22 protein-coding genes and 1 pseudogene are annotated in these 25,433 nt (G+C 72.0%); 9 read left to right on the top strand and 14 right to left on the bottom strand.

Annotated features, from left to right (window positions below; genetic code table 11):
• Positions 1-262: 262 nt before the first annotated feature.
• Positions 263-694: an ATP-binding protein gene (locus ACWD11_RS09400; RefSeq protein ID WP_389416903.1), complete on the bottom strand. Its 432-nt coding sequence runs from the start codon at positions 692-694 to the stop codon at positions 263-265.
• 108 nt (positions 695-802) lie between these two features.
• The gene (gene bldG, locus ACWD11_RS09395) at positions 803-1,144 is read right to left on the bottom strand and encodes an anti-sigma factor antagonist BldG (RefSeq protein ID WP_003975386.1); all 342 of its coding nucleotides are present in this window, start codon (positions 1,142-1,144) and stop codon (positions 803-805) included.
• 83 nt (positions 1,145-1,227) lie between these two features.
• Between bldG and ACWD11_RS09390 the strand changes: the two genes are divergently transcribed.
• Complete coding sequence (locus ACWD11_RS09390) at positions 1,228-3,717, top strand: DEAD/DEAH box helicase (RefSeq protein WP_451282226.1); 2,490 nt, start codon at positions 1,228-1,230, stop codon at positions 3,715-3,717.
• Here the strand turns inward: ACWD11_RS09390 and ACWD11_RS09385 are convergent.
• The 7 genes and pseudogenes from ACWD11_RS09385 to ssd all read right to left on the bottom strand — a co-directional run bounded on the left by ACWD11_RS09385 (position 3,647) and on the right by ssd (position 8,906).
• A complete protein-coding gene (locus tag ACWD11_RS09385) occupies positions 3,647-4,075 on the bottom strand; it encodes an Rv3654c family TadE-like protein (protein ID WP_451282224.1) in 429 nt (142 codons plus the stop codon). The two genes, ACWD11_RS09390 and ACWD11_RS09385, sit on opposite strands and share 71 nt — an antisense overlap.
• A 137-nt stretch (positions 4,076-4,212) precedes the next feature.
• Positions 4,213-4,560 (bottom strand): annotated as a pseudogene (locus ACWD11_RS09380) (TadE family type IV pilus minor pilin); the annotation flags it as partial.
• The gene (locus tag ACWD11_RS09375; RefSeq protein WP_389416900.1) at positions 4,547-4,762 is read right to left on the bottom strand and encodes a DUF4244 domain-containing protein; all 216 of its coding nucleotides are present in this window, start codon (positions 4,760-4,762) and stop codon (positions 4,547-4,549) included. The gene ACWD11_RS09375 and the pseudogene ACWD11_RS09380, both read right to left, overlap by 14 nt.
• Positions 4,763-4,833: 71 nt before the next feature.
• Positions 4,834-5,619, bottom strand: coding sequence for a type II secretion system F family protein (locus ACWD11_RS09370; protein ID WP_389416899.1), 786 nt, complete (start codon positions 5,617-5,619; stop codon positions 4,834-4,836).
• 101 nt (positions 5,620-5,720) lie between these two features.
• Entirely contained in the window at positions 5,721-6,596 is an 876-nt protein-coding gene (locus ACWD11_RS09365; RefSeq protein WP_389416898.1) for a type II secretion system F family protein, read from the bottom strand.
• Complete coding sequence (locus ACWD11_RS09360) at positions 6,589-7,806, bottom strand: TadA family conjugal transfer-associated ATPase (protein ID WP_451282221.1); 1,218 nt, start codon at positions 7,804-7,806, stop codon at positions 6,589-6,591. The genes ACWD11_RS09365 and ACWD11_RS09360 overlap by 8 nt, the downstream gene beginning before the upstream one ends.
• Positions 7,803-8,906, bottom strand: a complete 1,104-nt coding sequence (gene ssd / locus ACWD11_RS09355; RefSeq protein WP_451282219.1) for a septum site-determining protein Ssd — start codon at positions 8,904-8,906, stop codon at positions 7,803-7,805. The genes ACWD11_RS09360 and ssd overlap by 4 nt, the downstream gene beginning before the upstream one ends.
• A gap of 586 nt (positions 8,907-9,492) precedes the next feature.
• Here ssd and ACWD11_RS09350 point away from each other — a divergent pair.
• On the top strand, positions 9,493-10,326 hold the full coding sequence (locus ACWD11_RS09350) for an HAD family hydrolase (protein ID WP_389416848.1): 834 nt from the start codon (positions 9,493-9,495) through the stop codon (positions 10,324-10,326).
• A gap of 372 nt (positions 10,327-10,698) precedes the next feature.
• Here ACWD11_RS09350 and ACWD11_RS09345 read toward each other — a convergent pair whose 3' ends face one another.
• Positions 10,699-11,523, bottom strand: coding sequence for an oxidoreductase (locus ACWD11_RS09345; RefSeq protein ID WP_451282217.1), 825 nt, complete (start codon positions 11,521-11,523; stop codon positions 10,699-10,701).
• 101 nt (positions 11,524-11,624) lie between these two features.
• Between ACWD11_RS09345 and ACWD11_RS09340 the strand changes: the two genes are divergently transcribed.
• Positions 11,625-12,605 carry an ATP-binding protein gene (locus tag ACWD11_RS09340; protein ID WP_451282216.1) on the top strand — a complete coding sequence of 327 codons (981 nt, stop codon included), beginning with the start codon at positions 11,625-11,627 and terminating at the stop codon, positions 12,603-12,605.
• A gap of 6 nt (positions 12,606-12,611) precedes the next feature.
• On the opposite strand, the gene ACWD11_RS09335 is transcribed toward ACWD11_RS09340, so the two are convergent.
• Positions 12,612-13,886: a hypothetical protein gene (locus ACWD11_RS09335; protein ID WP_451282214.1), complete on the bottom strand. Its 1,275-nt coding sequence runs from the start codon at positions 13,884-13,886 to the stop codon at positions 12,612-12,614.
• 341 nt (positions 13,887-14,227) lie between these two features.
• Between ACWD11_RS09335 and ACWD11_RS09330 the strand changes: the two genes are divergently transcribed.
• From ACWD11_RS09330 to ACWD11_RS09305, 6 genes are all read left to right on the top strand, one after another.
• Positions 14,228-16,678, top strand: coding sequence for a SulP family inorganic anion transporter (locus ACWD11_RS09330; RefSeq protein WP_451282212.1), 2,451 nt, complete (start codon positions 14,228-14,230; stop codon positions 16,676-16,678).
• A 216-nt stretch (positions 16,679-16,894) separates the two neighbouring features.
• On the top strand, positions 16,895-18,850 hold the full coding sequence (acs, locus tag ACWD11_RS09325) for an acetate--CoA ligase (RefSeq protein WP_389416843.1): 1,956 nt from the start codon (positions 16,895-16,897) through the stop codon (positions 18,848-18,850).
• 186 nt (positions 18,851-19,036) lie between these two features.
• Positions 19,037-20,467 carry a Na+/H+ antiporter NhaA gene (gene nhaA, locus ACWD11_RS09320; protein ID WP_451282210.1) on the top strand — a complete coding sequence of 477 codons (1,431 nt, stop codon included), beginning with the start codon at positions 19,037-19,039 and terminating at the stop codon, positions 20,465-20,467.
• Between the two features lie 60 nt (positions 20,468-20,527).
• Positions 20,528-21,019 (top strand): phage holin family protein, encoded by a 492-nt coding sequence (locus ACWD11_RS09315; RefSeq protein WP_389416841.1) that lies wholly within the window; start codon positions 20,528-20,530, stop codon positions 21,017-21,019.
• Complete coding sequence (locus ACWD11_RS09310) at positions 21,016-21,957, top strand: alpha/beta fold hydrolase (protein ID WP_389416840.1); 942 nt, start codon at positions 21,016-21,018, stop codon at positions 21,955-21,957. The genes ACWD11_RS09315 and ACWD11_RS09310 overlap by 4 nt, the downstream gene beginning before the upstream one ends.
• A gap of 127 nt (positions 21,958-22,084) precedes the next feature.
• Entirely contained in the window at positions 22,085-22,267 is a 183-nt protein-coding gene (locus tag ACWD11_RS09305) for a hypothetical protein (protein ID WP_451282207.1), read from the top strand.
• Between the two features lie 25 nt (positions 22,268-22,292).
• On the opposite strand, the gene ACWD11_RS09300 is transcribed toward ACWD11_RS09305, so the two are convergent.
• The 3 genes from ACWD11_RS09300 to nth form a co-directional block, all read right to left on the bottom strand.
• Complete coding sequence (locus ACWD11_RS09300; RefSeq protein ID WP_389416838.1) at positions 22,293-23,492, bottom strand: MarP family serine protease; 1,200 nt, start codon at positions 23,490-23,492, stop codon at positions 22,293-22,295.
• Between the two features lie 66 nt (positions 23,493-23,558).
• A complete protein-coding gene (locus tag ACWD11_RS09295) occupies positions 23,559-24,254 on the bottom strand; it encodes an NUDIX hydrolase (RefSeq protein ID WP_451282205.1) in 696 nt (231 codons plus the stop codon).
• A 139-nt stretch (positions 24,255-24,393) separates the two neighbouring features.
• Positions 24,394-25,335, bottom strand: coding sequence for an endonuclease III (gene nth / locus ACWD11_RS09290; protein WP_451282203.1), 942 nt, complete (start codon positions 25,333-25,335; stop codon positions 24,394-24,396).
• Positions 25,336-25,433 lie beyond the last annotated feature (98 nt).

Here is a 25,433-nt window from a genome sequence, read left to right as displayed (position 1 = left end):
GATTGTAGGTACCGGAACCTGATCAAAACAGTGCGCGGTAAACGGAATTAATCTTCGCATGCCCTTCAGCAAATGATCGACCCCCGAGCACGGAACCCGAACGAGCTAATGCCTCAAAGGCATTGACGTCGCGATTCGGCCCGCCATGAACTTGATCGAATTATCGGGGGGATTGATCGTGAAGGAATTCACGAAATGCCGAAGGGCCCTACCAGGGGTAGGGCCCTTCGGATGGTCTTCGCGGAGAACGTCGCGGAGGACGTCAGGGAAGTTCGGTGACGGCCGGAATGCTCGGCCAGGTCATACGGATCAGCCCGCCGTGCTCCCCGGCGGTGACCTCGACGTCGTCGACGAGCCCGCTGATGACCGCGAGGCCCATCTCGTCCTCCTCGGCCTCCGCGTCATCGGCCGCGGTGCCCGGCGCCCGGTCGCCCGGGGCGGAGCGCGGCGCCTCGTCGCCGACCTCGATGGAGAACTGCTTCTCCTCCTCGATCAGCACCACCTTCACCGGTGCCGTGACGCCGCCCAGCTGATGCAGTCCGACGGCACGGCTGCAGGCCTCACCGACCGCGAGGCGCACCTCGTCGAGTACGGCCTCGTCCACTCCGGCCCTGCGCGCCACCGCTGCCGCCACCAGTCGGGCGGTCCTGACGTGCTCGGGCAGCGCGCTGAAGCGGAGTTCAACGGTGGCCATGCATCCCCCTCGGAACTACGGGCGTGCTGTCCGGAGGGCCGGGCCGCCGAAGCCCGGTCCTCCTTCTTGAACTACTTCCGTCCCGGGGCCGAAGCCCGAAGGCGGTGATCAGTCGGTCGCCGCCACCGCTTCCTCGACCGAGGTGTGGATCGGGAACACCTTGGTGAGGCCGGTGATGCGGAAGATCTTCAGAATGCGCTCCTGGTTGCAGACCAGGCGCAGCGAGCCCTCATGGGCACGCACTCGCTTCAGGCCGCCGACCAGTACGCCGAGCCCGGTGGAGTCGAGGAAGTCCACGCCCTCCATGTCCACGACGAGGTGGAAACTCCCGTCGTTCACCAGCTCGACCAGCTGTTCGCGCAACTTGGGCGCGGTATATACGTCGATTTCGCCACCGACCTCGACGACCGTACGATCGCCGACGGTACGGGTCGACAGGGACAGGTCCACGGATCCTCCAGCACCTTGCTAATCGAGCGGTCGTCCCGCGGGACACCTCGGCTTGAAGCCCCCAGGACGGTTCGCCAGCCGCGATGGCATTCAATCACTTACCGGCGGGCGTGCACGACGCCTTGGTCCCATTGTCCGTCACGCCAGTGACACACTCGGTGCCGATGGCCAAGAATCACCGATCCGATCGATCCCCGACGGGCCCCGCTTCCCGGGTGGACCCGGGCACGGTCCTGGGCCGGCTCGCCTCGGGCCCGAGCCGGGCTTCGCGCATCACTCATACGGAGCATGTGCCCCCGCGGGAGGGTCGGCATGCCGTCTGGCCTGACCGGATTCGATCCGAGGTGATCGCGGCCGTGCAGGCGTGCGGTGTCGATCACCCCTGGGCCCATCAGGCACGGGCCGCCGAGCACGCCCTGGACGGCGAGTCGGTGGTCGTCGCCACCGGCACCGCGTCCGGCAAGTCGCTGGCTTATCTGGTGCCCGTGCTCTCCGCCCTCCTGGACGGCTCGGAGGCCGCCAACGGCCGCGGCGCCACCGCGCTCTACCTGGCGCCGACCAAGGCTCTCGCGGCGGATCAGTGCAGATCGGTGAAGGAACTTTCACAACCGCTGGGCAATTCCGTCCGGCCCGCGGTGTACGACGGGGACACGCCGTTCGAGGAACGCGAATGGATCCGCCAGTACGCCAACTACGTCCTGACCAACCCCGACATGCTGCACCGCGGCATCCTCCCGTCCCACCCCCGCTGGTCCTCCTTCCTGAAGTCGCTGAAGTACGTCGTCATCGACGAGTGCCACACCTACCGGGGCGTCTTCGGCTCGCACGTGGCCCAGGTACTGCGCCGGCTGCGCCGCCTGTGCGCCCGCTACGGCGCCTCTCCCGTCTTCCTGCTGGCCTCCGCGACCTCCGCCGAGCCTTCGGTCGCCGCCGGCCGCCTGACCGGCCTGCCCGTGGTGGAGGTGGCCGACGACGCCTCACCGCGCGGTGAACTGGTGTTCGCCCTCTGGGAGCCCCCGCTCACCGAGCTGCAGGGCGAGAAGGGCGCCCCGGTCCGCCGTACCGCCACCGCCGAGACCGCCGACCTGCTGACCGACCTCGCCGTCCAGGGGGTGCGCTCGGTCGCCTTCGTCCGCTCCCGGCGCGGCGCCGAGCTGATCTCGGTGATCGCCCAGGAACGCCTCGCCGAGATCGACCGCTCGCTCGCCCGGCGGGTGGCGGCCTACCGGGGCGGCTACCTCCCCGAGGAGCGCCGCGCCCTCGAACAGGCCCTGCACTCCGGCGAACTCCTCGGCCTCGCCGCGACCACCGCCCTGGAACTCGGCATCGACGTCTCCGGACTGGACGCCGTGGTGATCGCCGGTTACCCGGGCACGCGCGCGTCGCTGTGGCAGCAGGCGGGCCGGGCCGGCCGCTCCGGCCAGGGCGCGCTCGCCGTCCTGGTCGCCCGGGACGACCCGCTGGACACGTTCCTCGTCCACCACCCCGACGCCCTGTTCGACCGGCCCGTGGAGTCCACCGTCCTCGACCCCGACAACCCGTACGTCCTCGCCCCGCACCTGTGCGCCGCGGCGGCGGAGCTGCCGCTGACCGAGGAGGACCTGGCGCTGTTCGGCCCCGCCTGCGAGGAGCTGCTCCCCCAGCTGGAGGCCGCGAAGCTGCTCCGCCGCCGGACCAGTGCCTGGCACTGGACCCGCCGGGAACGGGCCGCCGACCTCACCGACATCCGCGGCGGGGGCGGCCGCCCGGTCCAGGTCGTCGAGTCCGGTACGGGACGGCTGCTCGGCACGGTCGACGCGGGCGCCGCCCACGCCACCGTGCACGAGGGCGCCGTCCATCTGCACCAGGGCCGCACCTACCTGGTGCGCTCCCTGGACCTGGAGGACTCCGTCGCCCTGGTCCAGGAGGCCAGCCCCTCCTACGCCACGGTCGCCCGCGACACGACGTCCATCACCGTCCTGGAGACGGACACCGAGATCCCCTGGGGCGACGGCCGCCTCTGCTACGGCTCCGTCGAAGTCACCAACCAGGTCGTCTCCTTCCTCCGCCGGCGCCTGATCACCGGCGAGATCCTGGGCGAGACCAAGCTCGACCTCCCTCCTCGGACGCTGCGCACGCGCGCGGTGTGGTGGACGGTCACCGAGGACCAGCTCGACGCGGCCCGGATCACTCCGGAGATCCTCGGCGGCGCCCTGCACGCCGCCGAGCACGCGTCGATCGGCCTGCTGCCCCTCTTCGCGACCTGCGACCGCTGGGACATCGGCGGCGTCTCCGTCCCCCTGCACCCCGACACCCTGCTCCCGACGGTCTTCGTCTACGACGGCCATCCCGGCGGCGCGGGCTTCGCGGAGCGCGCCTTCCACACCGCCCGCGCCTGGCTGACCGCCACCCGCGAGGCCATCGCCTCCTGCGAGTGCGAGGCCGGCTGCCCGTCCTGCATCCAGTCCCCGAAGTGCGGCAACGGCAACGACCCGCTGCACAAGAGGGGCGCGGTACGGCTGCTCACGGAACTCCTGCGGGGGGCGCCGCAGAAGGAGACCCCGGCGGAGACGGGGGCCCCGCCCGCGCCCTGACCTCCGCGGCGAACGGTCCCCGGCCCGCGGCCGCGGACACGTCCGAGACGTCACCCACGAGCGCGCACCGCACCAGCCGGGTGCCCTGGGCCCGGGCCACCCTCTCCGCCCGCTCGCAGGCCGCTGGGGCACCCTCCGCCCAGTGGTCCGCCGCCGCGAGGGCGGCGAGATCGGCGCCACCCGCCGCGCGGTGCCGGGTGACCACGGCTTGGCCGAGGGCAAGCACGACTGCGAACACCACGCAGAGGACGGCCAGGGTGGTGACGGTCCATACGGTGGCGGAGCCGCGGTCGTCGGGGCGGCGGTCGCTCGAGCGGCGATCACCCGAGTGGGGGTCACCCGAGTGGCGGGGGCTCATGGACCCACCCCGGGCTCGGTCCCGGTCCCGGGCGCGGCTTCCGGCACCGCCCCGGTGTCCGGCGCGGCCTCGGTGTCCGGCGCCGCCGCCGAGTCCGGCACCGCCCCGGCAGGCGGAGCATCCAGCCCCACCCCGCCCTCCTCCACCGCCGCCACGGCCTCCTCCCGTACCTCGAAGGGCAGTCCCCGCAGCACCGGCGGCTTGGCCACGACGAGCACCCGGACCTGGTCCCCGGTGCGGCTGACGGTGACCTCCGCGCCGGACGGGGCGGCCTCCCGGGTGACCGCGGTGACCGCGTCGGCCGGGTCTTGGCGTGCCGCGGCACGGGCGCCCGTGCGGGCCGCGTCCACGCACTGGATCTGGGCGGCGATCACGAGCAGCCCCCACACCAGCGCCATCGCGAACATCACCAGCACGGGCAGCACCACGGCCGACTCCGCCGTCACGAACCCCCGGTCGGCGCCGCGCCGCTCACATCCGCGCATCGAGCGCCCGCTTCACGATGGCCTGGAGCTCCGCGTTGACCTGCCCGCTGGTGACCACCTTGTAGAGCACCACGGCGAACGCCACCGCCGCGATGATCCCCATCGCGTACTCGGAGGTCACCATCCCCGAGTCCCGCCGTCCGACACAGACCCGCATGCACGCCCGTACTGCCTTCGCTGCCGTATTCCTTGCCTTGCGCATTACCTTGTTCATTGCAACCCCCGTGAGGATCAGTTCCGTTGATACGACTGCTGGTCAGAGCCGAAAGCCGGTCATCCACCACCCCCTTCCAGCACCCCGTCGGCCAGCCCGATCACCACGGGCAGCACACCCACCGCGATGAACGCGGGCAAAAAGCACAGCCCCACCGGCGCGGTGACCAGGACCGCCGCCCGCCGCGCCCGGGCGGTCGCGGCACGCGCCCAGGTGGCGCGGGCGTCGGCGGCGATGCGGGCGACCGGTCCGGCCGCCGGAAGCCCGGACACATCGGCCCGCTCCAACAACCGCGCCAGCGCCCCGGCGCCGGGCAGCGCCCCCAACTTCCGCCACGCCTCGCCCGGTTCAGCTCCCAGCCGTACCTCGGCCGCGCCCCGCGCCAGCCCCTCCCCCACCGGCCCGCCCAACGCCTCGCCCACGGCCTGCGCCGCGATCACCGGCCCGGCGCCGGCGGCGATGCAGGCCGCCAGCAGATCGGCGGCGAGGGGAAGTTGCCGGGCCGCCTCGGCGGCGTCGTACACCGCGCCCTCGGAAACGGCACGCCGCCCCCGCCACCGGTCCAGGGCAACCGCACCGGCCAGCCCCACCCCGGCCCCGGCGACCCCACCGACCAGCACCCACCCGGCACACCCCACCGCCACGGCGGGCAGCCACCGCCGCACCAGGCTCCGCACCGGGAACCTCGGCACGCCCGGCGGCACTTCCGCAGCGGCCATCAGCCCGGCGAGCCGCCGCCGAACCCTCCGCTCACCCCGCACCACCCCCACCCACCGCACCAGCCACGCCAGGCCCAGCACGATCCCCACGATTACCCCCAGCCTGTGGACAACTTCCGTACTCACCACGCCTCCCTTCACCAAGCCCCTCAGCCGAACCCCGCCCCAGAACCGCCCCTGGACCTCACCCGACCCGCCCTCGCCCCCCACCCCGGACCTCACCCCCCTCACACCGCCTCCGCCCCCCGCACGATCCGCATCGCCCACCACACCCCCAGCCCCTCCAGCACCCCACCGGCGAACAGACACCCCAGCCCGGCACCGCTGTGCAGCAGCACGCGCAGCGGATCAGCGCCCATGACCGCGCCGAGGAGCAGTCCCAGGACCGGCAGCCCGGCGAGCATCAGCGCCGTCGACCTGGCGCCCGCCAACTGCGCCCGCAGATCGGCCCGCTGGTCGCGCTCTGCCCGCAGCGCCGCTTCGAGCCGGTCAAGTCCGGCCGCGAGTCCCGCGCCCCGGTCCACGGCCACCCGCCAGCACGCGGCGAGACCCAGCAGCCCCTCGGCGCCCGGCTTCCGCGCCGCCGCCGCGAGGGCGCCGGGAACGTCGCCGCCGAACCGCGCGGCCGCCAGCACCGCCGCCTGCGCGTCCCCGAGTCCGCCGGAGTCGAGCGCCGCCCGCAGCAGCGCCTCACCCGGCTGCCGTCCCGCCCGCACCTCCCCGGCGAGCGCCGCGCACAGGGCGATCACCGCGTCCCCCCGGCGTTCCCGGGCCCGCCGCGCCGCACCGGCCAGCCGCACCCTGCGCAGCAAGGGCACCGCCACCGCACCGGCGACGAGCGGCAGCGCCGACGCCCCGAGCCCCGCCAGCACGACCCCGGCGACCGCCGCCCACCACTCGGCCCGCAACCGCCCCCGGATCCGCCGCAGTTCACCGGCCGCCTGCCGCCACCCGGGCGACCCGGCCGCCACCACCCCACCACCGGCGAGCAGCAGCCGGGCCCGCCGAGCCCCGGCGTCCCGCCCGCTCAGCAGCCACAGGGCGGCCCCGGCACACACCACGGCCGCGCCCGTCGAAACCCCGCCCACACCCGTCTCACCCATCCCCGCTCCCCCACTCGAAGTCCTCGTCCCGGAGCAGCCCCCGCAGCCGCCCCCACCCCCGCTCGACCACGAACGCCCCCGCTCCCCACCGCAGCGCCGGAACCGTCCGCACCAGCCCCGACGGATCCCGCTCCAGCACCTGCACCTCGGCGATCCGCCGCCGGCCGTCGCGCCCCCGCACGAGATGCAGCACCACCGACAGCGCGGCCGCCACCTGGCTGTGCAGCGCCGCCCGGTCGAGTCCCGCCGCCGTACCGAGGGCCTCCAGCCGGGCCGGGACATCGGCCGCCGCGTTGGCGTGCACGGTGCCGCAGCCGCCCTCGTGACCCGTGTTGAGCGCGGCCAGCAGATGGACCACCTCCGGTCCGCGCACCTCGCCCACGACCAGCCGGTCCGGCCGCATCCGCAGCGCCTGGCGGACCAGGTCCTGGAGCGTCACGAGCCCGGCGCCCTCCTGGTTGGCGGGTCTGCTCTCCAGCCGTACGACGTGCGGATGGTCGGGGCGCAGCTCCGCCGAGTCCTCGGCGAGCACGATTCGCTCTCCCGGCCCGACCAGTCCGAGCAGCGCGCTCAGCAGCGTCGTCTTGCCGCTGCCGGTGCCGCCGCTGATGAGGAAGGACAACCGCGCCTCGATCAGCGCCCGCAGCACCCGGTCCCCGCCCGGCGGTACCGTGCCCGCCGCCACCAGCTCGTCCAGCGTGAACGCACGCGGCCGTACCACCCGCAGGGACAGGCAGGTGCAGCCGACGGCCACCGGGGGCAGCACGGCGTGCAGCCGGGTCCCGTCGGGCAGCCGGGCGTCGGCCCAGGGCCGCGCGTCGTCCAGGCGCCGTCCGGCCACCGCGGCCAGCCGTTGCGCGAGGCGTCGTACGGCCGCCGCGTCGGGGAAGCGGACGCCGGTCAGCTCCAGGCCGCCTCCGCGGTCCACCCAGACCCGGTCCGGGGCCGAGACCAGCACATCGGTCACCGACGGGTCGGCGAGCAGCGGTTCCAGGGGCCCGCTGCCGACCAGTTCGGACCGCAACTGCTGCGCGGCGCCGAGGATTTCGGCGTCCCCGAGCACGCGCCCTTGTTCGCGCAGCGCCTGCGCCACGCGCGCGGGGGTCGGCTCGGCCCCGCTCTCCGCGAGCCGGCGTCGCACGCCGTCGAGCAGCGCCGGTGTCATGTCGGATCCGGCCGCGAGCGCCTCCTGTCCCAGGTACGTGCTCATGCCGTCCCCGCCTCCAGCAGTGCCCGCTCCCAGAAGGTGCGGCAGAAGCGCGCCAGCGGTCCGCGTCCGGCCGCGGCGGGCGGCGTCCTGCCGTTCTGCGGGCGGCTCAGCCCCGCTTCGACCGGCACTTCTCCGGCCAGCGGCAGTCCGAGGAGCCGGGCCACCTCGCGGTCGTCGAGGCCGGGCGCGTACGGCCCGCGTACCGCCACCCGCAGGTCCCCGAGCACCATCCGGACCGCGGAGGCCACCCGTCCGGCGGCCGCGACGGCGCGCAGTTCGCCGGGGACGACGAGGATGCCGAGGTCGAGCTGGGCGAGCACTTCGGCGACGCCGTCGTCGATCCGGCGCGGCAGGTCGACGACGACCGTGCCGCTGCGGCGCCGGGCGGCGGCCAGCACCGCCCGTACGGCCTGCGGCGGGACGGCAACGCAGTCCCCGCGGTCCCAGCTGAGCACCCGCAGGTTGTGCAGCCGGGGCAGCGACTCCTCCAGGGCGCCGCCCCCGACCCGTCCGCGTGAGGCGGCGAAAGCCGGCCAGCGCAGCCCCTCTGCGGTCTCGCCGCCGAGGAGTACGTCGAGTCCGCCGCCCAGCGGATCGGCGTCCACGAGCAGGGTGCGCAGTCCCTCCCGCGCGGAGGTGACGGCCAGGGCGCACGCGAGCGTGGACGCACCGGCCCCGCCCCGCCCGCCGATCACGCCGACGGTGAGGGCGGGCCGGCCCACGCCCTCGGCCACGTCGGCGATGCGGTCGACCAGCCACTGCTCCCCGTCCGGGAGCATCAGGACATGGTCGGCGCCGATCTCGACGGCCCGCCGCCATACCCCGGAGTCGTCCTGGTCCCGGCCGACCAGCACCACGCCCCGTCTGCGCGGCGCGCCGCGCACCCGGCGGGCGGCGTCGTCGCCGACCAGGACCAGCGGTGCGGTCTCCCAGTTCCCGCGCGGTTCGGGGACGCCGTGATGGACCTCGGGCGTGGCGCCCGCTGCCGCGCACAGCCGCAGCAGGTCGTCCAGCAGGCCGGCGTCCTCGGTGACGATCAGCGGTGCTCCCGGCCGCCCCGAGGCGGCGGGCGGCGGTTCTTGGGTGGCGGCAGCGGCCATGGCATCCCCCTGTGTCGCGTCTGTCGCGGGGCCCCTGCGGCCACGCGATTCCCAAAGGTGCGGAGAACCGGCGTCCGGTCTCCGTATGAGCGGCCGATACGAACCGGCCAAACGCGCCCGACTAACCGGAACCGGTCATGAAGTCCGCCCCGGCGGGACGCGTTGGGAAACACGGTGCAGCGATGCCGGAAATCGTGTGGATCTTGGTCGATAACTGTGGACAACTCGATGGTTGTGAATATCGCCGTCACCCATACCGGTGACCCGTGTACTGGTCCCGTACGACTTCCGGAGAGCAGTCCACCGACTACCCACAGTGACGGATCATGGGCATGCCGAAGAGGCGGCCTGAGCCGCCTCGCTGCGACCTCGCGGTCGGTCAAAGAAGGGGGAAAACGCACCCGGACATGCGACGACCCCCGCCGGGGGGGAGAGCGGGGGTCGTCTCCACGGCCGACTCGGGGGGGGGGGGGAGGAGCCGGGCCGGGTTAGCACGGTCGCGAACGATCCGTGACTTCCATGGTGTACCCGAGAGGCCTCTCAGGCAAACCCACGCGCCCCACCTTACGCCGAATGGGCTGCGCCTATGCTCAGGGTCGTGGAAAACCACTCCTTGCCCCGCACAGCGGCCTTCTTTGACCTGGACAAGACGGTCATTGCGAAGTCGAGCACGCTCACCTTCAGCAAGTCGTTCTACCAAGGCGGTCTGATCAACCGCCGGGCCGTCCTGCGGACCGCGTACACCCAGTTCGTGTTCCTCGCGGGCGGCGCCGACCACGATCAGATGGAGCGCATGCGCGAGTACCTGTCCGCGCTGTGCCGCGGCTGGAACGTCCAGCAGGTCAAGGAGATCGTCGCCGAGACCCTGCACGACCTGATCGACCCGATCATCTACGACGAGGCCGCCTCCCTCATCGAGGAGCACCACACCGCGGGCCGCGATGTCGTGATCGTGTCGACATCGGGCGCGGAGGTGGTGGAGCCCATCGGCGAGCTGCTCGGCGCCGACCGCGTGGTGGCCACCCGCATGGTCGTCGGCGACGACGGCTGCTTCACCGGCGAGGTGGAGTACTACGCGTACGGCCCGACGAAGGCCGAGGCGGTCAAGGAGCTCGCCGCGTCCGAGGGGTACGACCTCTCCCGCTGCTATGCCTACAGCGACTCGGCGACCGACGTGCCGATGCTCCAGTCCGTCGGCCATCCGCACGCCGTGAACCCGGACCGCGCGCTGCGCCGCGAGGCACTCGCGCGCGGGTGGCCCATTCTCGACTTCCACCGCCCGGTCCGGCTCAAGCAGCGGCTGCCCGGGTTCTCCGTCCCGACCCGTCCGGCGCTCGTCGTGGCGGCCGCTGTGGGAGCGGCGGCGGCCACCGCGGGGCTCGTCTGGTACACCAGTCGCCGCCGCACCGCACTGGCCTGACCTGCGCCGTTGCCGACCCTTGGGCCGGTTCGGCAGGTCCACGCCCGTTTAGCTCCTGTTTGAACGCAAAAGTAAAGAACGGCAGCCAGGGCTTCCGCTTGCTCCGGACCTGGAGTAGAAAGGATTCAACGGCCCGCGAGACCAAGGGCATCCGCGAGGATCACCTTTACACCGCAACTGGCCCCACGGACCGAGCATGGACACCGGGCACCCACGCGACGTCGACCCGTCGATTACGGGCCAGCCGCACCAGGGCACGGGCAAAGTCCCCGACCTGATGGGCAATATATCGAGGACGCTTGGTAACCCGGTGAACATGCCAGCGGCGGTACGAATCTCTTCGTACCGCCGCAACCCTTTTCCCGAGGACTTCTACGCCGCCCCGCGCTGAAGCGCCTCGCACACCGCCGTCGATTCGCGCGCGCCCAGCTCGATCGCCTTGCCGCAGTGGGCGATCCAGGCGGCCACGCCCTCGGGAGTGCCGGAGACGTATCCGTCGAGCGCCGCGAGGTAGGCCGCGCGGCCGAGTTCGCCGTGGCCGACCTCCGAGGGGCAGACCGACTTCGGGTCGAGACCGCTGCCCACCAGCACGATGCGCTCGGCCGCCCGCGCGACCAGGCCGTTGTGGGAGGTGAACGGGCGCAGCGCCAGCAGCTCGCCGTGCACCACGGCGGCGGTCACCAGCGCCGGTGCGGACCCGCCCGCGATGATCAGCTCGGACAGGCCGTCCAGCCGGCCGTGGACCTCGTCGGCGCCGGGCAGCGGCAGCTCGACGAGCGGCTCGTCGACCGGCTCGCCGGCCTGGCGCGGGCGCCCGACCTCCGGCCCGTTGGTCGCCGCCGCGACCAGGTGCAGCCGGGCCAGCACGCGCAGCGGCGACTGCCGCCAGATCGACAGCAGCTGGCCCGCCTCCGCGGTCAGCCGCAGCGCGGCGCCCATCAGGCGCGCCTCGTCGTCCCCGCTGAAGTCGGTGCGCCTGCGCACCTCCTCCAGGGCCCAGTCGGCGCCGGACAGCGCCGCCGAGCCGCGGGCCCCGCGCAGCGCCGCCTCGGAGGTGATCGCGTTGCTGCGGCGCCGCATGACCCGGTGCCCGTAGATCCGGTCCACGGCCTTGCGCACGGACTCCACGGACTCGGCCACGCCGGGCAGCGCACCCAGGGCCGCGAGCGGATCGGCGGTCGCGCCTGTCGTACTCATGAGTACGACATTACGCATTCCAGTGCCCGGCCCCACGATCGAGTGGCCTTCTTCACGTTTGCCCGCCCCAGGCGCCCGGGCCGCCACTACGCTTACTGAACATGAAAATTGCTTTCGTCGGGAAGGGCGGCAGCGGCAAGACCACCCTGTCGTCCCTGTTCATCCGGCACCTCGCCGCGACCGGGGCGCCGGTGGTCGCGATCGACGCCGACATCAACCAGCACCTGGGGGCCGCGCTCGGCCTGGACGAGCCCGAGGCGGCCGCCCTGCCGGCGATGGGCGACCGGCTCCCGCTGATCAAGGACTACCTGCGCGGCGCGAACCCGCGGATCTCCTCCGCCGAGACGATGATCAAGACGACCCCGCCCGGCGAGGGCTCCCGGCTGCTGCGGGTGCGCGAGGACAATCCGGTCTACGACGCCTGCGCCCGGCCGGTGGAACTCGACGGCGGCACCGTCCGTTTGATGGTCACCGGCCCCTTCACCGACGCCGACCTGGGGGTCGCCTGCTACCACTCCAAGACGGGAGCGGTGGAGCTGTGCCTGAACCACCTGGTGGACGGGCGCGACGAGTTCGTCGTGGTCGACATGACCGCCGGCTCGGACTCCTTCGCCTCCGGCATGTTCACCCGCTTCGACATGACGTTCCTCGTCGCCGAGCCGACCCGGAAGGGGGTCTCCGTCTATCGCCAGTACAAGGAGTACGCCCGCGACTTCGGCGTCCGGCTGAAGGTCGTCGGCAACAAGGTGCACGGACCGGAGGACCTCGACTTCCTGCGCGCGGAAGCCGGGGACGACCTGCTCGTCACGGTCGGGCACTCGGACTGGGTGCGCTCCATGGAGAAGGGCCGCCCACCCCGGTTCGAGCTCCTGGAAGAGGCCAACCGCAGCGCCCTGCACCGGTTGCAGGAGGCCGTGGACGCCACCTACGAGAGCCGGGACTGGGAGCGCTACACCCGCCAGATGGTGCACTTCCATCTGAAGAACGCGCAGTCCTGGGGGAACGAGCGGACCGGGGCCGACCTCACCGCACAGGTCGACCCCGCCTTCGTGCTCGGTGAGAGCGTCACCGCTCCCGCCTGAGCGGCGCTACTGCCGGGCCGCCGGTGCCCCGGGGACGCCCTTGGGCGCCGGGGCCGGGCGGTCCGACAGGAAGGACTCCCAGCCCTGCTTCGGGGCCTGGCCGACCGGCAGGGTGGTGAGCTTGGCCAGCACCTTCGGGTCCTGCGCGTCCAGCCAGTCGGCGAGCTGCCGGAAGGAGACGCAGCGCACCTCCTCCTTGGTGCACACGTTCTCGATGACCTCCTGGATGGCCCGCATATAGGTGCCGCCGTTCCAGGACTCGAAGTGGTTGCCGATGATCAGGGGCGCGCGGTTGCCGTCGTAGGCCCGGCGGAAGCCCTGGAGCAGGCCGTCGCGCATCTGGTCGCCCCACAACTCGTACTTGTCGGGGTCGCCCTGGCTGGTGGTGCCGGACTGGTTGACCATGAAGTTGTAGTCCATGGTCAGCTGCTCGAAGGTGTGCCCGGGGAACGGCACGAGCTGCATCGACAGGTCCCACAGGCCTTGCTTCTTCTTGGGCCAGACCTGGTTGTTGACGCCGCTGGTGTCGTAGCGGAAGCCGAGTTCCCGGGCGGCTTGCATGAAGTTCTCCTGGCCCTCCAGGCAGGGCGTGCGGGCGCCGATGAGCTCGCGTTCGTAGTCGAAGGGCAGCGGGGAGGCGTCCTTCAGACCGGTGTTGGTCTTCCAGGACTTCACGAACTGCTTCGCCTGGGCGATCTCGTCCTTCCACTCCTCGACCGACCATTCGCCGACCCCGCGGCCCTTGCCACAGAAGTGGCCGTTGAAGTGGGTGCCGATCTCGTTGCCCTCCAGCCACGCGCCGCGCAGCTGCTCGACGGTGGCGGCGATGCCCTGCTCGTCGTTGAAGCCGATGTCGGAGCGGCCCGGTGAGTGCTGCGGCGGCCGGTACAGATCGCGCTTGTGCTCGGGCAGCATGTACACGCCGCTGAGGAAGTACGTCATCGTCGCGTTGTTGTCCCGGGCGACCTTGCGGAAGTGGGAGAACAGCTTCTGCCCGTCCTCGCCCGCGCCGTCCCAGGAGAACACCACGAACTGCGGCGGTTTCTGCCCGGGCTTCAGCCGTTCGGGCCTGGGCAGGTGCGGCTGGGCTCCGGTGTACGCGGTCGAGCCGTCGCCGATCAGGCGGACCGCGCTCTTGGGCGGCGCCTGGGCCGGCTTGGCCTTCTGCGGGCCGGAGACCCCTTCCTCGGTGCCGTCGCTGCCGATTCCGCAGCCGGCGATTGATGCGGCACAGACCGCGGCGACCACGGCGCCCGCGGCGATCCTCTGGGTGGCGGCCATGTTCCGCCCACCTACTTCCTTCTCTCAGGCCAACGCTGACTGGGCGTTTTCTGGTGATCTGCCGGGAAAATGCCGACAGCGCCGCCAAGGTCGCACGGGACCAAGAAGGAATTAGTATGACAAGCCGACCAATGGGCCACTTCACTCATTTCGGTGAGTTATTCGCCCATTTGCCCGGAAACTCTATGCTCGCCCTTTACTCTGCATTACGATCCGTTTACCGAGCGTTGATTCATCCCGCCGCTGCACGCCGTGACCCACGGCCGCGACCCGACCCCCCGCCGACCGGACGGGGGACCACCAGATCCGCGACCGCGCTGCCCCGGAGGAGACGGGAATCCATGTCAGCCTGCGTCCCTACCCGCGCCACCGACCCCACTCGGACCGAGCGCACCCAGTCCCCCAGTACGCCGCCCACGCGCCCCCGCCGATTCCGGCTCGCCGGCGCCGATGTGTCCGCGTCGATCGCGGTCTTCCTGATCGCCCTGCCGCTGTCCCTGGGCATCGCCCTCGCCACCGGCGCGCCCCTCCAGGCCGGTCTCGTGGCCGCCGCCGTCGGCGGGCTGGTCGTCGGCCGGCTCGGCGGCTCCCCGCTTCAGGTCAGCGGCCCGGCCGCCGGTCTCACGGTGGTCACCGCCGACCTCATCCAGCGCTACGGCTGGCGCACCACCTGCGCCATCACCGTGCTCGCCGGACTCGCCCAACTCGGCCTCGGCTGCCTGCGCGTGGCGCGCACCGCACTCGCGGTCAGCCCCGCCATCGTGCACGGCATGCTCGCCGGCATCGGCGTCACCATCGCCGTCGCCCAGCTGCACATCGTCCTCGGCGGCACCCCGCAAAGCTCCGTCCCCGACAATCTGCGGGCCCTGCCCGCCCAGTTGGCGGATCTGCACCCGGCCGCCCTGTCGGTGAGCGCGCTCACCCTCGCGCTGCTGCTGCTCTGGCCGCGCCTACCCGGCCGGGCCGGCCGCCTGCTGCGCAAGATCCCGGCCGCGCTCGTCGCCGTCGCCGGAGCCACCGCGGCCGCCTCGCTCGCAGGGTTCCGGCTGCCCAAGGTGGACCTGCCCTCCTGGAGCAGCCACGCCCTCGCGGGACTCCCCGAGGGCCCGGTGCTCGGCGTCGTGGCGGCCGTGCTGACCACCACCCTCGTCTGCAGTGTGCAGTCGCTGCTCGGCGCGGTCGCCGCCGACAAGCTGGTGGCCGGGCGCCCCGGCCCGCCCGCCCCCGTCGGCCGTTCCGACCTCGACCGCGAACTGCTCGGCCAGGGCGCCGCCAACATCGTCTCCGGCGGCCTCGGCGGGCTGCCGGTGGCGGGAGTGGCGGTGCGGACGTCGGCGAATGTGCACGCGGGTGCCGTGAGCCGGAACTCCACGATGCTGCACGGCGTTCTCGTAGTAGTCGCCACCCTGCTGATGGTCCCGCTCCTGGAGCTCATCCCGCTCGCCTCGCTCGCCGCCCTGGTGATGGCCGTCGGCATCCAGATGGTGTCCCTGCACCACATCCGCACGGTGACCCGCCACCGCGAAGTGCTGGTCTATGCCGTCACCACCGCCGGCGTGGTCTTCTTCGGCGTCCTGGAGGGCGTGGCGCTGGGGATCGCCGTCGCCGTCGCCGTCTCCCTGCACCGCCTCGCCCGCACCCGGATCACCCACGACGAGCAGGACGGAGTCCATCACGTACACGTCCGGGGCCAGTTGACGTTCCTCGCGGTCCCGCGGCTCAGCCGGGCCCTGCATCTCGTACCCCACGGAGCGCCTGCCGTCGTGGAGTTGGACGGGTCCTTCATGGACCACGCGGCGTACGAGACGCTCCAGGACTGGCAGAACACGCACACCGCGCGGGGCGGCTCCGTCGAGCTGACCGGCCGCCGCGCGGGGCTCAAGATCTCCGAACCGGGGGTCCCCACCACCGTGCACAACGAACCCGGGTCGGCCGAGGCGGCCGCTTCCGCCGGCTGCCGGTGCCGCCCCTGGACGCCCTGGCGCAACCACCAGTGCGAGCAGCCCCACCTCGGGCCCGCTTCCGGCGCACGGCAGGACGGTCCCGGCGACGGCGACGGCGCCGGAGGCGGTACGCCGGGACCGGACCGCGGCCGCAGCGGGCATGAACTGGCGCGTGGTATCAGCGCGTTCCAGCGCCACACCGCACCCCTGGTGCGCGGGGAGCTGGCGCGGCTGGCGCGGGAGGGGCAGCGGCCCTCGCAGCTCTTCCTCACCTGTGCCGACTCGCGTCTGGTCACCTCGATGATCACCTCCAGTGGTCCCGGGGACCTGTTCGTGGTGCGCAATGTGGGCAACCTCGTTCCGCCCCCGGCCGACGCCGCGAGAGACACCCGGCCCGGCGAGGAGTGGGGGGACGACTCGGTGGCGGCCGCGATCGAGTACGCGGTGGAGGTGCTGAAGGTGCGTTCCATCACCGTGTGCGGGCACTCCGGGTGCGGGGCCATGCAGGCGCTGCTCGCCGCCGAGCCGGAGGGCGCGGCGACCCCGCTCAAGCGGTGGCTGCGGCACGGGAGGCCGAGCCTGGAGCGCATGGCCGACGCCGGCCGGCCGTGGCCCCGGCTGGCGGGGCGGGCACCGGCGGACGCGGTCGAGCAGCTCAGCCTGACCAACGTGGTGCAGCAGTTGGAGCATCTGCGGGCCCATGAGTCGGTGGCCCGGGCCCTGCGCGAGGGGGCGGTGGAGCTGCACGGGATGTACTTCCACGTGGGTGAGGCGCAGGCGTACCTGCTCACCGGACCGGACGAGGGCCAGGTCTTCGACCACGTACGGGCGGAGGAGGTGCCGGTCTGAGGGGCGGCCCGGGGTCCGGAGCGGGAAAAGCAGGCCAGAGGCTGAACTCCGCCTGGTCAGCGTCCGTGGGTACGGATGACAGCGAGTGCCGCACCACGGCCGTGGACACAGCCACACAGGTCTAAACCAATTTCCCGTCGGCCCTTGTCACCGGGCCCCCGGGTCTGATGAGCTGTGGCCTGGGACACAACGGACACCCTGGGAAAGGGAGATGTCGTGAGCAACGAAAGCCTGGCCAACCTCCTCAAGGAGGAGCGACGCTTCGCGCCGCCCGCTGACCTGGCCGCGAACGCCAACGTCACGGTGGAGGCGTACGAACAGGCCAAGGCTGACAGGCTCGGCTTCTGGGCCGCGCAGGCCCGCCGCCTGAGCTGGGCCAAGGAACCGACGGAGACGCTGGACTGGTCGAACCCGCCGTTCGCGAAGTGGTTCAAGGACGGCGAGCTCAACGTCGCCTACAACTGCGTGGACCGGCATGTGGAGGCCGGACACGGGGACCGGGTCGCCATCCACTTCGAGGGCGAGCCCGGCGACGGCCGCGCGATCACCTACGCGGAGCTGAAGGACGAGGTCTCCAAGGCGGCGAACGCACTGCTGGAACTGGGTGTGCGGAAAGGCGACCGGGTCGCCGTCTACCTGCCGATGATCCCCGAGGCTGCCGTCGCGATGCTCGCGTGTGCCCGGATCGGCGCCGCGCACTCGGTGGTCTTCGGCGGCTTCTCCGCCGACGCGCTCGCCACCCGGATCCAGGACGCCGACGCCAAGGTCGTGATCACCTCCGATGGCGGCTACCGGCGGGGCAAGCCGTCCGCGCTGAAGCCGGCCGTGGACGAGGCCGTCACCAAGGCGGGCACCGTCGAGCATGTGCTCGTGGTGCAGCGCACCGGCCAGGAAGTCGCCTGGGACGCGGACCGGGACGTGTGGTGGCACGAGATCGTCGGGCGGCAGAGCGCCGAGCACACCCCGGAGGCCTTCGGGGCCGAGCACCCGCTGTTCATCCTCTACACCTCGGGGACCACGGGTAAGCCGAAGGGCATCCTGCACACCTCCGGCGGCTATCTCACCCAGGCCGCCTACACCCACCACGCCGTCTTCGACCTCAAGCCCGAGACGGACGTGTACTGGTGCACCGCCGACGTCGGCTGGGTCACCGGGCACTCCTACATCGTCTACGGGCCGCTCGCCAACGGCGCCACCCAGGTGATGTACGAGGGCACGCCGGACACCCCGCACCAGGGCCGGTTCTGGGAGATCGTGCAGAAGTACGGGGTAACGATCCTGTACACGGCGCCCACCGCCATCCGTACGTTCATGAAGTGGGGCGACGACATCCCCGCCAAGTTCGACCTCAGCAGCCTCCGGGTGCTGGGCTCGGTGGGTGAGCCGATCAACCCCGAGGCGTGGATCTGGTACCGCAAGCACATCGGCGGCGACCGCACCCCGATCGTGGACACCTGGTGGCAGACGGAGACCGGCGCGATGATGATCTCGCCGCTGCCCGGCGTCACCCAGACCAAGCCCGGCTCGGCCCAGACCCCGCTGCCCGGCATCTGCGCGACCGTCGTCGACGACGAGGCCCGCGAGGTGCCCGACGGCGGTGGCGGCTACCTGGTCCTGACCGAGCCGTGGCCGTCCATGCTGCGCACCATCTGGGGCGACGACCAGCGGTTCCTGGACACGTACTGGTCGCGCTTCGAGGGCAAGTACTTCGCCGGGGACGGCGCGAAGAAGGACGACGACGGCGACATCTGGCTGCTGGGCCGGGTGGACGACGTGATGCTGGTGTCCGGCCACAACATCTCCACCACCGAGGTCGAGTCCGCGCTCGTGTCGCATCCGTCGGTCGCCGAGGCGGCCGTCGTCGGCGCGGCGGACGAGACGACCGGGCAGGCCATCGTCGCCTTCGTGATCCTGCGCGGTACGGCCGCCGAGACCGAGGACCTGGTGGCGGAGCTGCGCAACCACGTCGGCGCCACCCTCGGGCCGATCGCCAAGCCGAAGCGGATCCTGCCGGTGGCCGAGCTGCCCAAGACCCGCTCCGGCAAGATCATGCGCCGCCTGCTGCGGGACATCGCCGAGAACCGCGAACTGGGAGACGTCACCACGCTCACCGACTCCACGGTCATGGACCTCATCCAGGCCAAGCTCCCGGCGGCACCGAGCGAGGACTGACCTCCGCGGCTCTGCGGACGCCCGGCGCCCCACCGCGCCGGGCGTTCCCCCGCGCCGGTCCGGCAGGGGTACCGGGCGTGCGGCCCCGCCGTACGTTAGATAAGCTAAACATCACGTAAGACCCTCAAGGTGCGCCGGGAAGTCTGGTCGGCAAGTGTTTGTGCTGCCCACTCACCGGAGGTTCCCGTGTCCGCGCCCCGCACCCCCCGCAAGGTCTTCGGCCGGCTGTCGCTGCCGGAGCGGACCTTCGTCACGGACGCGCTGCGCGCCGAGACCGTCGGCGGTGTGCTGCTGCTCGTCGCCGCCGTCGCCGCCCTGCTCTGGGCGAACATCCCCGCGCTGCGGGACAGCTACGACAGCGTCAGCCACTTCCACATCGGGCCCGCGGCCCTCGGCCTGGACCTGTCCATCGAGCACTGGGCCGCCGACGGGCTGCTCGCGATCTTCTTCTTCGTCGCCGGGATCGAGCTCAAGCGTGAGCTGGTGGCCGGTGAGCTGCGGGACCCCAAGGCCGCCGTACTGCCGGTGGTGGCCGCGCTGTGCGGCATGGCCGCGCCGGCGCTCGTCTACACCCTCACCGCCGTCGCCGGCGGCGGCTCCCTGAGCGGCTGGGCCGTACCCACCGCCACCGACATCGCCTTCGCGCTGGCCGTGCTCGCCGTCATCGGCACCTCCCTGCCGAGCGCGCTGCGCGCCTTCCTGCTCACCCTGGCCGTCGTCGACGACCTCTTCGCGATCCTGATCATCGCGGTCTTCTTCACCGACCAGCTCGACTTCGCCGCGCTCGGCGGCGCCGTCCTCGGCCTGGTCGTCTTCTGGCTGCTGCTGCGCAAGGGCGTCCGCGGCTGGTACGTCTACCTGCCGCTCGCGTTCGTCATCTGGGCACTGATGTACAACAGCGGCGTCCACGCCACCATCGCCGGTGTCGCCATGGGCCTGATGCTGCGCTGCACTCGGCGCGAGGGCGAGGAGCACTCCCCCGGCGAGCACATCGAGCACCTGGTCCGGCCGCTCTCGGCGGGCCTGGCCGTGCCACTGTTCGCGCTGTTCAGCGCTGGTGTCACCCTCTCCGGCGGAGCGCTCGGCGAGGTGTTCACCCAGCCCGAGACGCTGGGGGTGGTGCTCGGACTCGTGGTCGGCAAGGCGGTCGGCATCTTCGGCGGTACCTGGCTCACGGCCCGCTTCACCAAGGCATCGCTCAGTGACGACCTGGCCTGGGCCGATGTGTTCGCCGTGGCGTCCCTGGCCGGGATCGGCTTCACCGTCTCGCTGCTCATCGGCGAACTCGCCTTCGAGGGCGACACTGCCCTGACCGACGAGGTCAAGGCGGCCGTTCTGCTGGGCTCCCTCATCGCGGCCACGCTGGCGTCGGTGCTGCTGAAGATGCGGAACCGCCGGTACCGCCAGCTGACCGAGGCCGAGGAGCGCGACGAGGACCTCTCCGGCATCCCCGACATCTACGAGGAGGACGACCCGGCGTACCACCTGCGGATGGCGGCCATCCACGACGCCAAGGCCGCCGAGCACCGCCGGCTCGCCGAAGTAAAGGCCGCCGAACAGGCACGGCTTGCCGAAGTGACGGGTGGGGCAGGCGAGGAGGACGACCGTCGGGCATGATCTGACGGGACGGTACAAAAGACGAGACCTCACCCACAGGGTCAGAACAGGGAGAACGCGATGAGCGCACCCGACGGCAGCCCGGTCGGCGCCGAACGCAGCATCGGCCAGCTGTTCGCCTCGGCGACGACCGACATGTCGGCGCTGGTGCACGACGAGATCGCGCTGGCCAAGGCCCAGCTCAAGCAGGACGTCAAGCGCGGGGCGACCAGCGGCGGCGCGTTCATGGTGGCGGGCGGGGTGCTGGTGTTCTCCCTGCCGATGCTCAACTTCGCACTGGCGTACGGCATTCACACCTGGAGCGACTGGAATCTCGCCATCTGCTTCCTGCTGTCCTTCGCCGCGAACGTCCTGATCGCCGTGGTCCTCGCGCTGATCGGGGTCCTGTTCGCGAAGAAGGCCAAGAAGAGCAAGGGCCCCCAGAAGGTCGCCGCCTCGATGAAGGAGTCCGCGGGCGTCCTGCAGAAGGCCAAGCCGCACCCGCGTCCGGCGCCGGCCCTGGAGGACCGGTCGCCCGCCGCCATCGAGGCTGTGGCACGCTCATCGTCATGACGGACCCGGCCCCCACCCCTTCGGCACAACCCGCCTCGGTCGTACGACTCGATGGTCCCTGGACCCATCGGGACGTGGCCGCCAATGGCGCGCGCTTCCATATCGCCGAGATGGGTGACGGGCCGCTGGTCCTGCTCCTGCACGGATTCCCGCAGTTCTGGTGGACCTGGCGGCACCAGTTGCCGGCGCTCGCCGACGCCGGGTTCCGGGCCGTCGCCATGGACCTGCGCGGCGTCGGCGGCAGCGACCGCACCCCGCGCGGCTACGACCCCGCCAACCTGGCGCTCGACATCACCGGCGTGATCCGCTCCCTGGGCGAGCCGGACGCCGCCCTCGTCGGCCACGACCTCGGCGGCTATCTGGCGTGGACGGCGGCCGTGATGCGCCCCAAGCTGGTGCGGCGGCTGGCGGTGGCGTCCATGCCGCATCCGCGGCGCTGGCGCTCGGCGATGCTGTCCGACGTCAAGCAGACGGCCGCGGGCTCCTACATCTGGGGGTTCCAGCGACCCTGGATCCCGGAGCGCCGGCTCACCGCCGACGACGGGGCGCTGGTGGGCCGGCTCGTCCGGGACTGGTCCGGGCCGCGGCTGCCGGAGGACGACGCGGTGGACACGTACCGCCGCGCGATGTGCATCCCTTCCGCCGCGCACTGCTCGATCGAGCCGTACCGCTGGATGGTCCGCTCCCTGGCCCGTCCCGACGGCATCCAGTTCAACCGGCGGATGAAGCGCCCGGTCCGGGTGCCGACCCTTCATCTGCACGGTTCGCTCGACCCGGTGATGCGCACCCGCAGCGCGGCCGGTTCCGGTGAGTACGTCGAAGCCCCCTACCGCTGGCGCCTGTTCGACGGACTCGGACACTTCCCGCAGGAAGAGGACCCGGTCGCTTTCTCTACCGAACTGATCAATTGGCTGAAGGATCCCGAACCGGATCGGTGACCGTTCCGACGCACCCGGTATCCGCATCTGAACACCTGTACTACGAACAGCCAATTGCCCGGCGCATAGGCCAATTGGGGGCCCTGGGAGCGGTTATCGACCTTGGGGCGGGGGCAGACGTCGGGGTATGGGCTGGACGCACGACTACAGTGACGGAGCACGCACTCGCCGCTCGGGCAACGCCCGGAGCCCCCGCCAAGGCGGTGCCGCCCCGCAGCTCGCGGGCACCGACCCCAGGGTGGGCATTCCGCGCATCCTGCGCCGCCGTGCCCGCTGGGTCTCGGTACGCCTGCGTCACCCCCGCGGCTGAACTCCTCGGGCGGGTTCCACCCGGCTCACAGCGCGCAGCTGTCGCTGTCCACCTGCTGGTTGGCGGTGCGGCCGGCGGCGATGTCGTCCTGGATCTCGTCCGCGGTGAGCGCGTAGCCGGTGTCGGCGTCGTCGAGTGACTTCGCGAAGACCACGCCGTACACCTTGCCGTCGGGCGTGAGCAGCGGGCCGCCGGAGTTGCCCTGGCGGACGATCGCGTACAGCGAGTAGACGTCGCGGTGCACGGTGCCGCGGTGGTAGATGTCCGGGCCGTTGGCCGGGAGACGGCCGCGGACCCGGGCCGCGCGCACGTCGTACGCGCCGTTCTCCGGGAAGCCGGCGATGATCGCGTCGTCGCCGCTGCGGGCGTCGGTGGAGGTGAACTTCAGCGCGGGCGCGTCCAGATCGGGTACGTCGAGTACGGCGATGTCGCGCTTCCAGTCGTACAGGACGACCCGCGCGTCGTACTTGCGGCCCTCCCCCCCTATCTGGACGGTGGGTTCGTCGACGCCGCCCACCACATGCGCGTTGGTCATCACCCGGCGGTCGGCGTAGACGAAGCCGGTGCCCTCCAGGACCTTGCCGCAACTGTCGGCGGTGCCCACGACCTTGACGATGGATCGCTTCGCGCGGGCGGCGACCTTGCTGTTCGCCAGGGCCGGGTCGGGGGGCTGGACATCGGTGATGGGCTCGTTCGAGAACGGGCTGAAGACCTGTGGGAAGCCGTTCTGCGCGAGGACCGAGGAGAAGTCCGCGAACCAGGTGTCGGCCTGCGCGGGCAGCGCCCGGGAGACCCCGAGCAACACCTTGGAGTTGCGGACCTCCTTGCCGAGCGTCGGCAGGGTGGTGCCGGCCAGCGCCGAGCCGATCAGCCAGGCCACCAGGAGCATCGCGACGACGTTGACCAGGGCGCCGCCGGTGGCGTCCAGGGCGCGGGCCGGGGACCAGGTGATGTACCGGCGCAGCTTGTTGCCCAGGTGGGTGGTCAGCGCCTGGCCGACGGAGGCGCAGACGATGACGACGATCACGGCGACGACGGCGGCGGTCGTGCTCACCTCGGAGTTGTCCGTCATGGCGTCCCAGATCACCGGGAGCAGATAGACGGCGACGAGACCGCCGCCGAGGAAACCGATCACCGACAGGATGCCGACGACGAAGCCCTGGCGGTAGCCGACGATCGCGAACCACACCGCGGCGACCAGCAGCAGGATGTCCAGCACGTTCACCGCTTCAAGCCTCGCCTCGTCACTTCACGCCCCCCCCCCGGATTGCGGAACACGGCGTCCACCCTGTCATGACCGCCAGTCCAGCGGGACCTGGTTCTCCCGGTCCCAGGGCAGCTCCCAGCCCGCGAAGTGCAGCAACCGGTCGATGATCCCGGCGGTGAACCCCCACACCAGGGCCGATTCGACCAGAAATGCCGGACCGCGGTGGCCGCTGGGGTGGACGGTGGTGACGCGGTTGGCGGGATCCGTGAGATCCGCCACGGGGACGGTGAAGACCCGGGCCGTCTCGTTCGGATCGACGACACCGACCGGAGTCGGCTCGCGCCACCAGCCCAGCACCGGGGTGACGACGAAGCCGCTGACCGGGATGTACAGCCGGGGCAGGACGGCGAAGAGCTGCACGCCGGACGGATCGAGCCCGGTCTCCTCCTCGGCCTCACGCAGAGCGGCTCGCAGCGGCCCGTCGGTCTTCGGGTCGCCGTCCTCGGGGTCGAGGGCACCGCCGGGGAAGGAGGGCTGGCCCGCGTGCGAGCGCAACGAGCTCGCCCGCTCCATCAGCAGCAGTTCGGGGCCGCGCTCGCCCTCACCGAACAGGATCAGCACCGCGGACTGCCGCCCGGCGCCGTCCTCCGGCGGCAGGAACCGGCTCAGCTGCACCGGCTGGACCGTCTCCACGGCGCGCACCACCGGATCCAGCCAGCCGGGCAGGCCCTCCTTGCTGAGCGCCACCGGCCCGCCCTGTGTGTTGCTCGCGCGCGTCATCGCCACCCCCGTCGTTCTGCCGTGTCCAACGCCGGGCCCCGCCTGGATCGTTCCTGGGCCGGTCCCTGAGATCGCCCCTGAGAAGACCCCTGAGGCCGCTCCAGGGACGACCCCGGGTCTCGCTGCCGAGGGCCGCCCGTCATCCGGTCCCCAGCGGCGGGGCCGCCCTGCCGCCCCCGTCCAGATAGGCCTGTGGGGGCTTCAAACGCTGGCCGGGGAAGCCGCCCTTCTCGTACTTGAGCAGCTTCTGCGCCTTCTCCGGGTCGGTCTCGCCCTCGCCGTACGCGGGGCAGAGCGGGGCGATGGGGCAGGCGCCGCAGGCCGGTTTGCGGGCGTGGCAGATACGGCGGCCGTGCCAGATCACGTGGTGCGAGAGGTCGGTCCAGTCGCTCTTGGGGAACAGCGCGCCGATCTCCGCCTCGATCTTGTCGGCGTCGGTCTGCTCGGTCCACTGCCAGCGCCGTACCAGCCGCTGGAAATGGGTGTCCACGGTGATGCCGGGCCGCCCGAAGGCGTTGCCGAGCACCACGAAGGCGGTCTTGCGGCCGACGCCGGGCAGCTTGACGAGGTCCTCGAGCCGTCCCGGCACCTCGCCGCCGAACTCCTCCGACAGGGCCTTGGACAGCCCTATGACCGATCGGGTCTTGGCCCGGAAGAACCCGCACGGGCGCAGGATCTCCTCGACCTCCTCGGGGTTGGCCGCGGCCAGGTCCTCGGGGGTCGGGTACTTCGCGAACAGGGACGGGGTGGTCTGGTTGACCCGCAGGTCCGTGGTCTGGGCCGACAGGACCGTGGCGACCAGGAGCTGGAAGGGGTTCTCGAAGTCCAGCTCGGGATGGGCGTACGGGTAGACCTCGGCGAGTTCGCGGTTGATGCGGCGGGCCCGGCGGACCAGGGCGGTGCGCGACTCGGCCTTCGCGGGCTTCACGGCGGTCTGTTTGGCGGCAGCCTGCTTCACGGCGGTTTGTTTTACGGGCGCCGTCTTCTTCGCCACAGCCGGCGTACGCTTTGCCGCTTTTGCCGGTTTCCTTGCGCCACCGGGGTCTTGTTCGCCCACAGCGGAATCACGACGTACAACCACCCGCCCAGCCCCCTTGGCCTGTGCTCTCACCGGCGTTTTGGACACCCGGCCAGCCTAGAGCCCGACACTGACATCCGCCCCGAGCCCTGAAGATCGGC

This window comes from Streptomyces sp. NPDC002776 (assembly GCF_053592195.1).
This window is presented reverse-complemented; position numbering and strand designations above follow the sequence as displayed.

Coding starts and splice junctions, on each gene's coding strand:
- ACWD11_RS09400 (WP_389416903.1), bottom strand. CDS start 694: ATGGCCACCGTTGAACTCCGCTTCAGCGCGCTGCCCGAGCACGTCAGG.
- ACWD11_RS09390 (WP_451282226.1), top strand. CDS start 1,228: ATGGCATTCAATCACTTACCGGCGGGCGTGCACGACGCCTTGGTCCCA.
- ACWD11_RS09385 (WP_451282224.1), bottom strand. CDS start 4,075: ATGAGCCCCCGCCACTCGGGTGACCCCCACTCGGGTGATCGCCGCTCG.
- ACWD11_RS09375 (WP_389416900.1), bottom strand. CDS start 4,762: ATGCGCAAGGCAAGGAATACGGCAGCGAAGGCAGTACGGGCGTGCATG.
- ACWD11_RS09365 (WP_389416898.1), bottom strand. CDS start 6,596: ATGGGTGAGACGGGTGTGGGCGGGGTTTCGACGGGCGCGGCCGTGGTG.
- ACWD11_RS09360 (WP_451282221.1), bottom strand. CDS start 7,806: ATGAGCACGTACCTGGGACAGGAGGCGCTCGCGGCCGGATCCGACATG.
- ssd (WP_451282219.1), bottom strand. CDS start 8,906: ATGGCCGCTGCCGCCACCCAAGAACCGCCGCCCGCCGCCTCGGGGCGG.
- ACWD11_RS09350 (WP_389416848.1), top strand. CDS start 9,493: ATGCTCAGGGTCGTGGAAAACCACTCCTTGCCCCGCACAGCGGCCTTC.
- ACWD11_RS09345 (WP_451282217.1), bottom strand. CDS start 11,523: ATGAGTACGACAGGCGCGACCGCCGATCCGCTCGCGGCCCTGGGTGCG.
- ACWD11_RS09340 (WP_451282216.1), top strand. CDS start 11,625: ATGAAAATTGCTTTCGTCGGGAAGGGCGGCAGCGGCAAGACCACCCTG.
- ACWD11_RS09335 (WP_451282214.1), bottom strand. CDS start 13,886: ATGGCCGCCACCCAGAGGATCGCCGCGGGCGCCGTGGTCGCCGCGGTC.
- ACWD11_RS09330 (WP_451282212.1), top strand. CDS start 14,228: ATGTCAGCCTGCGTCCCTACCCGCGCCACCGACCCCACTCGGACCGAG.
- ACWD11_RS09315 (WP_389416841.1), top strand. CDS start 20,528: ATGAGCGCACCCGACGGCAGCCCGGTCGGCGCCGAACGCAGCATCGGC.
- ACWD11_RS09310 (WP_389416840.1), top strand. CDS start 21,016: ATGACGGACCCGGCCCCCACCCCTTCGGCACAACCCGCCTCGGTCGTA.
- ACWD11_RS09305 (WP_451282207.1), top strand. CDS start 22,085: ATGGGCTGGACGCACGACTACAGTGACGGAGCACGCACTCGCCGCTCG.
- ACWD11_RS09295 (WP_451282205.1), bottom strand. CDS start 24,254: ATGACGCGCGCGAGCAACACACAGGGCGGGCCGGTGGCGCTCAGCAAG.